This window comes from Streptomyces sp. BR123 (assembly GCF_013401435.1).
Lineage (GTDB): Bacteria > Actinomycetota > Actinomycetes > Streptomycetales > Streptomycetaceae > Streptomyces.
In genome coordinates this window covers 1-8839 of record NZ_JACBGN010000296.1, presented here as the reverse complement: position 1 = coordinate 8839, position 8839 = coordinate 1, and the positions used below count along the sequence as shown (strand labels likewise).

Annotated in this window: 10 protein-coding genes and 1 pseudogene; 7 read left to right on the top strand and 4 right to left on the bottom strand. The window is 72.3% G+C overall.

Annotation, left to right across the window (positions count from 1 at the left end; all coding sequences use genetic code 11):
- From HYE82_RS30340 to HYE82_RS30315, 6 genes and pseudogenes are all read left to right on the top strand, one after another.
- A pseudogene (locus tag HYE82_RS30340) lies at positions 1-304 on the top strand (hypothetical protein); the annotation flags it as partial.
- A complete protein-coding gene (locus HYE82_RS30335; protein WP_179177400.1) occupies positions 304-747 on the top strand; it encodes a roadblock/LC7 domain-containing protein in 444 nt (147 codons plus the stop codon). The pseudogene HYE82_RS30340 and the gene HYE82_RS30335, both read left to right, overlap by 1 nt.
- A gap of 17 nt (positions 748-764) precedes the next feature.
- A complete protein-coding gene (locus tag HYE82_RS30330; protein ID WP_179177399.1) occupies positions 765-1145 on the top strand; it encodes a DUF742 domain-containing protein in 381 nt (126 codons plus the stop codon).
- Positions 1145-1810 carry an ATP/GTP-binding protein gene (locus HYE82_RS30325; protein WP_179177398.1) on the top strand — a complete coding sequence of 222 codons (666 nt, stop codon included), beginning with the start codon at positions 1145-1147 and terminating at the stop codon, positions 1808-1810. The genes HYE82_RS30330 and HYE82_RS30325 overlap by 1 nt, the downstream gene beginning before the upstream one ends.
- 145 nt (positions 1811-1955) lie before the next feature.
- The gene (locus HYE82_RS30320) at positions 1956-2354 is read left to right on the top strand and encodes a roadblock/LC7 domain-containing protein (protein WP_179177397.1); all 399 of its coding nucleotides are present in this window, start codon (positions 1956-1958) and stop codon (positions 2352-2354) included.
- Positions 2355-2474: 120 nt separating this feature from the next.
- A complete protein-coding gene (locus HYE82_RS30315) occupies positions 2475-3353 on the top strand; it encodes a DUF6397 family protein (protein WP_179177396.1) in 879 nt (292 codons plus the stop codon).
- Here HYE82_RS30315 and HYE82_RS30310 read toward each other — a convergent pair.
- The 3 genes from HYE82_RS30310 to HYE82_RS30300 form a co-directional block, all read right to left on the bottom strand.
- Positions 3317-3718, bottom strand: coding sequence for a YchJ family protein (locus HYE82_RS30310; protein ID WP_179177395.1), 402 nt, complete (start codon positions 3716-3718; stop codon positions 3317-3319). The two genes, HYE82_RS30315 and HYE82_RS30310, sit on opposite strands and share 37 nt — an antisense overlap.
- Before the next feature lie 8 nt (positions 3719-3726).
- Entirely contained in the window at positions 3727-4644 is a 918-nt protein-coding gene (locus HYE82_RS30305) for an acyl-CoA thioesterase II (RefSeq protein WP_179177394.1), read from the bottom strand.
- Between the two features lie 103 nt (positions 4645-4747).
- Complete coding sequence (locus HYE82_RS30300) at positions 4748-7270, bottom strand: RNA helicase (protein ID WP_179177393.1); 2523 nt, start codon at positions 7268-7270, stop codon at positions 4748-4750.
- 144 nt (positions 7271-7414) lie between these two features.
- Here HYE82_RS30300 and HYE82_RS30295 point away from each other — a divergent pair, with 144 nt between their 5' ends.
- A complete protein-coding gene (locus HYE82_RS30295; RefSeq protein ID WP_179177392.1) occupies positions 7415-8203 on the top strand; it encodes a metal-dependent hydrolase in 789 nt (262 codons plus the stop codon).
- 19 nt (positions 8204-8222) lie between these two features.
- Here the strand turns inward: HYE82_RS30295 and cpt are convergent, their stop codons facing one another.
- On the bottom strand, positions 8223-8756 hold the full coding sequence (cpt, locus tag HYE82_RS30290; protein ID WP_179177391.1) for a chloramphenicol phosphotransferase CPT: 534 nt from the start codon (positions 8754-8756) through the stop codon (positions 8223-8225).
- Positions 8757-8839: the final 83 nt, after the last annotated feature.

The window sequence follows — 8839 nt, the reverse complement described above, 5'->3', positions numbered from 1 at the left end:
CCCGACCCCTCTCCGGCTCCCCGCCTCGCTCTCCGGGCCCAAGTCGCCCGGTGCCGGTGCCGGTGCCGGCGATGCCGCGGAAGCCGAACTGCCGCGCCGAGTCCGCCAGGCCAGCCTGGTGCCGCAGCTGCGCAAGGCCCCCGACCTCAAGTCCCCGGCGTCCGGTTCGGGAGTACAGCCGCAGGCCGGAGCGCCGGGGCGCAGCCCGGAGCAGGCCCGGGACCGGATGGCGGCGTACCGGGCCGGCTGGGCCCGCGGCGCCCGGATGAGCTCCGCCCAACCGGGCAGTGAAGGAGAAGCGTGATGATCGAGCACCGGAGATTCGGCGCAGGTGGGACCCGCAGGACCGGCGAACTGGACTGGCTGCTGGACGAGCTGGTGGTCCGCGTCCGGGAGGTTCGGCATGCCGTGGTCCTGTCCAACGACGGGCTGGCGGTGGGTGCTTCCGGCACGCTCAGCCTGGAGGATGCGGAACACCTGGCGGCCGTGGCCTCCGGATTCCACAGCCTCGCCAAGGGCGCGGGCCGGCACTTCCGGGTCGGGGGCGTGCGCCAGACGATGGTGGAGCTGGACGACGGGCTCCTCTTCGTGGCGGCGGCCGGGGACGGCTCCTGTCTGACCGTGCTCAGCGCGGCCGGAGCCGACATCGGGCTGATCGCTTACGAAATGGCGCGGCTCGTCAAGCGGGTCGGGGAGCACCTGTACACGCCGCCCCGGTTCGCGGTACAGCCGCCGGCCGCGGGCTGAAGGCGGCGGTCCGGCACATGGACGGCCAGTGGTACGACATGGACGCGGGCCCGCTCGTCCGCCCGTACGCCGTGACGGGCGGGCGGACGAAGCCGGGGCCGCACGGCCTCCGCTTCGACCTGATCGCGCTGGTCGTGGTGGACGCCGACGGGGCGGACCCGGCCGGCGAGTCCCTGCTCGGCCCCGAACACCGGGCCCTGCTGGGACTCTGCCGGTCCGAGACCCAGTCGGTGGCGGAGCTCGCTGCGGACGCGGACCTGCCCGTGGGCGTGGTCCGGGTACTGCTCGGGGACCTGCTGGAGGCCGGGCACGTCCGCGTCAGCCGGCCGGTACCGCCCGCCCTGCTGCCGGACGAGCGGATTCTGCGGGAAGTCATCGAAGGATTGCGAGCGCTGTGATGGGACGACACCACGACGTGCCGGGCGGGCCCGGCGGCGGACACGACCCGGTCTCGGAGCCGGAGGACGGCGGCGAACCGGCGGCGCTTTCACTGAAGATACTCGTGTCCGGCGGGTTCGGGGCCGGCAAGACCACGCTCGTCGGGGCGGTCAGCGAGATCCGTCCGCTGCGGACGGAGGAACGGCTCAGCGAGGCGGGCGAACTCGTGGACGACACGGGCGGGGTGGCGCAGAAGACGACCACGACCGTCGCCATGGACTTCGGGCGGATCACCATCCGCTCCGGTCTCTCCCTCTACCTGTTCGGCACCCCCGGGCAGGACCGGTTCTGGTTCGTGTGGGACGAGCTGTCGCTGGGTGCGCTGGGTGCGGTGGTGCTCGCCGACACGCGGCGGCTGGAGGACTGCTTCCCGGCGGTGGACTACTTCGAGCACCGGCGCATTCCGTTCGTCGTCGCCGTCAACTGCTTCGCGGACGCCCGGCGTTACGGGACGCACGAGGTGGCGCGGGCGCTGGACCTGGAATCGGGGACGCCGGTGGTGCTGTGCGACGCGCGGGACCGGGATTCGGGGAAGGAAGTGCTGATCCGGCTCGTCGAGTACGCCGGGAGGGTGCACACCGCGCGACTGCTGGAGTCGGTGGGGGTGCAGGCCGGGCCGACGTGAACCGGCACTGCGGGGTTCTTGAGTCATCTTCCACGCCATGGGCGCTTCCTCCTTGCCGGAAAGCGCCTGGTGGGGAAGGCTTGCGGAACTTACCAAGCGGGGTGCGGCGCGGCCGCGGCGGCGGCGCAACGGGGAGGGACTCGAAATGGCACTGGACAAGCAGCTCGACTGGCTGCTGGACGACCTGTCGCGCAGGGTTCAGCAGGTCCGGCACGCGGTGGTGCTGTCCAACGACGGACTGGTCACGGGCGCGAGCGCGGGGCTGGCACGGGAGGACGCGGAGCATCTGGCGGCGGTGGCGGCGGGGTTGCAGAGCCTGGCGAAGGGGTCGGGCCGGCACTTCCGGGCCGGTGAGGTGCGGCAGACGATGGTGGAGTACGACGACGGCGCGCTGTTCGTGATGGCGGCTGGCTCGGGCAGTTCGCTGTGCGTGCTGAGCGGGGCCGAGGCCGACATCGGCCAGGTCGCGTACGAGATGACGCTGCTGGTCAACCGGGTGGGAGAGCACCTGGGCGTGGCGGAGCGGCGGATCACCGGGGGGTGACCGCGGCTGAGCCGCGGGGGCGGGCCTTTCGGGAGTTATCCACAGGCCTGGCAGGGTGTTGTCGCCCGGCGTTACGGTCTTCACGCAGAGTAATCGTGCTGATGTGTGAGGGGGAACGTCGTGAAGCTCGTGACACGGGCCGGGGCCGGGGCGGTGGCCGGGGTGCCGGACGAGGTGCCGGACGAGGTGCCGGACGAGGTGCCGGACGGGAACGGCGCCGGGGGCGGCGCGGAGCCGGGCGGCGCGGTGGGCGGCGCCCGGGCCGCCGGGGAACTGGGACTGAGCCGCACCGAGTTCGCCCGCGCGGTCCAGCTGGGGCTCGTGCGTGCGGGGATGCCCGCTCCGGGCGGAGCCGCCCGGTACACGCGGCGAGAGCTGGACCGCGTCAGGTCGGCCGAGGGCTTCCCGGGCGCCCTGCGCGCCCGGGTCGAGACGGTCGCCGGGTCGGGTGCCGCGGGGCGGCTGATGGGCATCGGGCCGAGCCGGTTCATCCGGCTCGCCCGCTGCGGCCGCATCACCCCCGTCGGCTACCGGATCAACCGGTACCGGGCCGTGGTGTGGCTCTACCTGGCCGCCGAATTACGGGAGTTCACCGTCCGGGACCCGGAGCTGCTGAGCGGCGGCCCACCGGAGGCGGACCGGCAGCTGATGGCGGCCGGCGCGGACCTGAGGCCGCGCAGCTGGCGCGACCGGCACGTGGGGCTGCTGCTGGGGCGGACCGCCGACCCCTGGGAGCGGGCGGCCGTACTGGCCTCCGTGCTCCCGGAGGAGGAGGTGCGGCAGGCCGTGCCCGACCCGGCGGAGCGGATCGTGCTCGCCGCCCTCGCCCCGCCCCCGCCGTACGGCCACCCGCAGATCCCGGCCGCCGCGGCCGTGGCGCAGCGGCTGCTGCGGGCGGAGCCGCCCGACGAGGTCCACTGGTACCGCGCCGGTCTGGACTTCGTGCTGGCCGGGGCGCGCGGTCAGCTGAAGTCGACGGGGGAGAGGGGGCCGACGTAGACCCAGGCCCCGCCCTGCCTGGTGAAGGCGCTGTTCTCGTGCAGGGAACCGGCGTGCCGGCCCTCGCGGTAGTGCGCCCGGAACTCCACCGAGCCCTCCGTCTCGAACACACCACCGCGCTCGGTGCCCAGGATCTCCAGCCGCACCCAGCGCTGCTCGGGATCCAGGTCGAGCCGGTCCGGGCGGGTGCTCGGGTGCCAGGAGCGCATCAGGTACGCCGTGTCGCCCACGGCGAAGGCGCTGAACCGGGAGCGCATCAGCAGCTCGGCGGTGGGCGCCTGTTGGCCGCCGGAGTGGAAGCGGCCGCAGCACTCCGGGTAGGCGGCGGGCAGCCCGCAGGGGCAGGGGAGGACCTGGTCGGACATGGGGGTGCTCAGCTCTTCGGGGTCGGCTCGGCCGGCGCGGACGGCCGGGCTTGAGGAGACGGGTACGGGCGGAAGAGGCCTTCCTGGACCACGGAGACCAGCAGTCTGCCCTCCAGGTCGTAGATCCGGCCGCGGGCCAGGCCTCGGCCTCCGTGCGCGATGGGCGACTCCTGGTCGTACAGGAACCACTCGTCCGCACGGAACGGCCGGTGGAACCACATGGCGTGGTCCAGCGAGGCCATGTCGAAACCGCGCATGCCCCACAGGGGCTCCACAGGGATGCGCACGGCGTCGAGGAGGGTCATGTCACTGGCGTATGTGAGGGCGCAGGTGTGCACGAGCGGGTCGTCGCCCAGGGGGCCGACCGCCCGCATCCACACCGCGCTGCGCGGATCGGCGTCCCGCAGCTCCTGCGGGGTCCAGCGGAGCCGGTCCACGTACCGGATGTCGAACGGCTGGCGGCGGGCCATCCGCTCCAGCGCCTCGGGCAGCGCGCCCAAGTGCTCGCGGATCTCGTCCGCGACCTTCGGGAGCGTGTCCGGGTGGGGGAAATCGAGGCGGGGAGGCAGCTGGTGCTCGATGCTGCCCTCCTCCGGATGGTGGAAGGAGGCGGTCAGATTGAAGATCGTCTTGCCTTGCTGGACCGCGGTGACACGGCGCGTGGTGAAGGACCGCCCGTCGCGCACCCGCTCCACCTGGTACACGATCGGCACCCCGGGGATGCCGGGGCGCAGGAAATACGCGTGCAGCGAGTGGACCGGCCGGTCGCTCTCGACGGTCCGGCCCGCGGCCACCAGGGCCTGGCCGGCGACCTGCCCGCCGAAGACCCGCTGGAGGGATTCCTGGGGGCTGGCACCGCGGAAGATGTTGACCTCGATCTGCTCCAGGTCCAGCAGGTCGACCAGTCTCTCGGCGGGGTTCGTCATCAGAGGTTCTCCACTGTCGTCTCCGGCGGGGCCGGCCGCGGACGGGCCGGTGTCCCCCGCACCGGGTCCGGGAGGCGGTTCTCCCGGACCCGGGCCGGGGGAGTCAGAGCTCGCCGAGCTCGCCGACCGAGGTCAGCCGGATCACGGCCCGGCCCTCCTCGTCGGAGGCGGCCAGGTCGACCTCGGCGCTGATGCCCCAGCCATGGTCCCCGTTCGGGTCCGCGAAGGTCTGGCGGACGCGCCACAGACCGTGCGCCGGATCCTCCTCGATCTGCAGCAGCTTCGGGCCGCGGGCGTCGGGGCCGGTGCCCAGGTCGTCGTACTCGTCCCAGTACGCGTCCATGGCCTCCCCCCAGGCGTCGGCGTCCCAGCCCGCGTCGCCGTCCAGCTCGCCCAGGTCGTCGACGCGGTCCAGCGCCGCCAGCTCCACCCGGCGGAACATGGCGTTGCGGACCAGGACGCGGAAGGCGCGCGCGTTCGAGGTGACCGGCTTGACCTGGTCGGCCTTGTCCTGGGCCTCCTCCGCCGTCTCCACCTCCGGGTTCGCCAGCTGCTCCCACTCGTCGAGCAGGCTGGAGTCGACCTGGCGGACCAGCTCGCCCAGCCAGGCGATGAGGTCCTCGAGGTCCTCGGACTTCAGGTCGTCGGGGATGGTGTGGTCCAGCGCCTTGTACGCGCTCGCCAGATAGCGCAGCACGATACCCTCGGTGCGGGCCAGCTCGTAGAAGGACGTGAACTCGGTGAAGGTCATCGCGCGTTCGTACATGTCGCGGATGATCGACTTCGGGGAGACCGGGTGGTCGCCGACCCACGGGTGGCTCTTGCGGTACACGTTGTAGGCGTGGTGCAGGAGCTCTTCGAGGGGCTTGGGATAGGTGACGTCCTGGAGCCGTTCCATCCGCTCCTCGTACTCGATCCCGTCGGCCTTCATCGCGGCGACCGCGGTGCCCCGCTCCTTGTTCTGCTGGGCGGCCAGGATCTGCCGCGGGTCGTCCAGCGTGGACTCGACGACGGAGACCATGTCCAGCGCGTAGGAGGGGGAGTCCGGGTCCAGCAGGTCGAACGCGGCCAGCGCGAAGGTCGACAGAGGCTGGTTCAGCGCGAAGTCCTGCTGGAGGTCGACGGTGAGCCGGATCGTGCGGCCCTCCGCGTCCGGGGTGTCGAGCCGCTCGACCACCCCGCCGTCCAGCAGCGAGCGGTAGATGGCGATGGCCCGCCGGATGTGCTTCAGCTGGGCCTTGCGCGGCTCGTGGTTGTCCTCCAGGAGGCTGCGCATCGCCTGGAAGGCATCGCCCGGCCGGGCGATGACCGACAGGAGCATGATGTTGGTGACCTTGAACCGGGAGGTGAGCGGCTCCGGCTCGGCGGCGATCAGCTTCTCGAAGGTCGTGTCCGACCAGGCGACGAAGCCCTCCGGGGCCTTCTTGCGGACCACCTTGCGGCGCTTCTTCGGGTCGTCGCCCGCCTTGGCGAGGGCCCGCTCGTTCTCGATGACGTGCTCGGGCGCCTGCGCGACGACGAAGCCCGCCGTGTCGAAGCCGGCCCGCCCGGCCCGGCCGGCGATCTGGTGGAACTCCCGGGCGCGCAGCGTGCGGACCCGGTTGCCGTCGTACTTCGTCAGCGCAGTGAACAGCACGGTGCGGATGGGGACGTTGACGCCCACACCGAGGGTGTCGGTGCCGCAGATCACCTTCAGCAAACCGGCCTGGGCCAGCTTCTCCACCAGGCGCCGGTACTTGGGCAGCATGCCGGCGTGATGCACGCCGATGCCGTGGCGCACGTACCGGGAGAGGTTCTGCCCGAACTTCGTGGTGAAGCGGAAGTTGCCGATCAGCTCGGCGATCCTGTCCTTCTCCTCGCGGGAACACATGTTGATGCTCATCAGCGACTGCGCCCGCTCGACCGCCTGGGCCTGCGTGAAGTGCACGATGTACACCGGGGACTGCCGGGTCTCCAGCAGCTCGGTGATCGTGTCGGTGATCGGCGTCGTCACGTACTCGTACGACAGCGGGACGGGCCGGGTCGCGGACCGCACCACCGACGTCGGGCGCCCGGTCCGGCGGGTGAGGTCCTTCTCGAACTTCGACACGTCGCCGAGGGTCGCCGACATGAGGATGAACTGGGCCTGCGGGAGTTCGAGCAGCGGGATCTGCCAGGCCCACCCGCGGTCCGGCTCGGCATAGAAGTGGAACTCGTCCATCACGACCTGGCCGATGTCGGCGTACTTGCCGTCGCGCAGGGCGATGGAGGCCAGCACCTCGGCGGTGCAGCAGATCACGGGGGCATCGGCGTTCACCGAGGCGTCGCCGGTCAGCATGCCGACGTTCTCCGTGCCGAACAGCTTGCACAGGTCGAAGAACTTCTCCGACACCAGCGCCTTGATGGGGGCGGTGTAGAAGGTGACCTTGTCCTGGGCCAGGGCGGTGAAGTGCGCGCCGGCCGCGACGAGGCTCTTCCCGGAGCCCGTCGGAGTGGACAGGATCACGTTCGCCCCGGAGACGACCTCGATCAGCGCCTCCTCCTGGGCCGGGTACAGGGTGATGCCCTGGTCCTCCGCCCACGAGGAGAAGGCCTCGAAGAGCGTGTCGGGGTCGGCGTTCGGCGGGAGCTGATCAATGAGGGTCACACCCCCCATCTTGCCTGGCTTTCGCCCGGATGAGGGAACCGGCCGACCGAGCGAAGATCACCCCGGGTACGCTGTGCCGTTGACCGGGGCCGGACGACACCGTCGGCGGGGCCCGACAGCACACACGGGGGCGGGAAGACGAGCATGATGGGTCCGGCGCACTCACTGTCCGGGGCGGCGGCCTGGCTGGGGGTGGGCGCGGCGGCAGCCGCCGCCGGGCACCCGATGCCCTGGCCGGTCCTCGTCGTCGGCGCCCTGATCTGCGCGGGCGCCGCCCTCGCCCCCGACCTCGACCACAAGTCGGCGACGATCTCCCGCGCCTTCGGACCGCTGTCCCGGGGCCTGTGCGAGGTGGTCGACAAGCTCTCCTACGCCGTCTACAAGGCCACCCGCGCCCCGAAGGACGCCCGCCGCTCCGGCGGACACCGCACCCTGACGCACACCTGGCTGTGGGCCGTCCTCATCGGCGCCGGCTCCTCCGCGCTGGCGGTCACCACCGACCGCTGGGGCGTGCTCGCGCTGCTCTTCGTCCACCTCGTCCTGGCCGTGGAGGGCCTGCTGTGGCGGGCGGCCCGCATGTCCAGCGACGTCCTCGTCTGGCTGCTCGGCGCCACCAGCGCCTGGATCATGGCCGGCGTCCTCGACCAGCCCGGCAACGGCGCCGACTGGCTCTTCGGCCCCGGCCAGGAGTACCTCTGGCTCGGCCTGCCGATCCTGCTCGGCGCCCTCGTCCACGACATCGGCGACGCCCTCACGGTCTCCGGCTGCCCGATACTGTGGCCGCTCCCCATCGCCGGAAAGCGCTGGTACCCGGTGGGCCCGCCGAAGGGTATGCGCTTCCGGGCGGGCAGCTGGGTGGAGCTCAAGGTCCTCATGCCCGCGTTCATGCTGCTCGGCGGCGTCGGCGGAGCCTCGGCCCTCGGCTTCCTCTAGGCCGGCTCCCCCAGACCGGTCACCCGATCCGGGCGGCGATGGCACGCGCACACTCCAGGGACTCGGTGTGCGTGGTGTCCACCTCCAGGTCGTACACCACGCCCCGGTGGACCGCGTCCGCCTGGGAGGCGGCCATCCCCAGGGCCCGGTCCCCGCGGGCGATCTCGCGGCCCGCGGCGACCTCGCTCGCGCACCGGACGCCGACCCACAGCACGTCGAGCCCGCCGAGCGCCCGCTGCCACCGCTGCTGGGACTCCGCCCCGCCGAGGAAGACGTCGTCGACGATGACCCGCGCGCCCGCCCGCGCCATCGCGGCGACCCCTTCGCGCCACGCCGCCTCCAGCGTCCGAAACTCCGCCCCGATGCCGACCGTGCCGTCCGCGGCCACGTCGAACCCTGAAGCCGACCCCTGCAGGGAGGCGGGCATGGCGTCGATCAGAGAGTCGATCGCGGCGGCGAGCCACGGAACCGGCAGTACTGCCTGCAGACACCGGACGATCCCGGACTTGCCGGAGCTGGAACCGCCGTTCAACACGATTACACGAATGGTCACCGCGCCAACCTAAGGGCGGCCGCGGCCGGGCCGAAACGGTTTTCACCCGGGCCCGGGCCCCGGCCCCGGGCGCCGCCCCGCCC

What these genes read in the sequence shown, in the direction of transcription:
- HYE82_RS30335 (WP_179177400.1), top strand. Translation starts at nt 304, where the DNA reads ATGATCGAGCACCGGAGATTCGGCGCAGGTGGGACCCGCAGGACCGGC.
- HYE82_RS30305 (WP_179177394.1), bottom strand. Translation starts at nt 4,644, where the DNA reads ATGACGAACCCCGCCGAGAGACTGGTCGACCTGCTGGACCTGGAGCAG.
- HYE82_RS30320 (WP_179177397.1), top strand. Translation starts at nt 1,956, where the DNA reads ATGGCACTGGACAAGCAGCTCGACTGGCTGCTGGACGACCTGTCGCGC.
- HYE82_RS30295 (WP_179177392.1), top strand. Translation starts at nt 7,415, where the DNA reads ATGATGGGTCCGGCGCACTCACTGTCCGGGGCGGCGGCCTGGCTGGGG.
- HYE82_RS30330 (WP_179177399.1), top strand. Translation starts at nt 765, where the DNA reads ATGGACGGCCAGTGGTACGACATGGACGCGGGCCCGCTCGTCCGCCCG.
- HYE82_RS30325 (WP_179177398.1), top strand. Translation starts at nt 1,145, where the DNA reads ATGGGACGACACCACGACGTGCCGGGCGGGCCCGGCGGCGGACACGAC.
- HYE82_RS30310 (WP_179177395.1), bottom strand. Translation starts at nt 3,718, where the DNA reads ATGTCCGACCAGGTCCTCCCCTGCCCCTGCGGGCTGCCCGCCGCCTAC.